Annotated in this window: 1 tRNA gene; it reads right to left on the bottom strand. The window is 42.0% G+C overall.

From position 1 onward, the window contains the following. Positions 1 to 160: 160 nt before the first annotated feature. A tRNA-OTHER gene (locus JW499_RS23300) sits at positions 161 to 239 on the bottom strand. Between the last annotated feature and the right edge of the window lie 16 nt (positions 240 to 255).

Here is a 255-nt window from a genome sequence, read left to right as displayed (position 1 = left end):
TGTTACAGGATTCAATTGTTAAAGAGCGGATAAAGCTAAAAGCTTTAAAAGATAAACATCAGACCGATGTGTATGTTTTAAGACTTTCAGACGAGCAACCAGATAATTCAGTAGCTGAGTATAGCCCTGGATAAGACTATTTCTTACAAGACCGGGCAAGTTCTGAGTGGACTTGAACCACCGACCTCACCCCCTTCTTTTAAACCAAGAGTGGGGTGCGCTCTAACCAGCTGAGCTACTTTCTTCAGTTCTAAC

It is taken from the genome of Amphritea pacifica (assembly GCF_016924145.1).
In the GTDB taxonomy this organism is placed as follows: Bacteria; Pseudomonadota; Gammaproteobacteria; order Pseudomonadales; family Balneatricaceae; genus Amphritea; species Amphritea pacifica.
The sequence above is the reverse complement of the archived record's forward strand: the minus strand, read 5'-3'. Positions and strand labels throughout refer to the sequence as shown.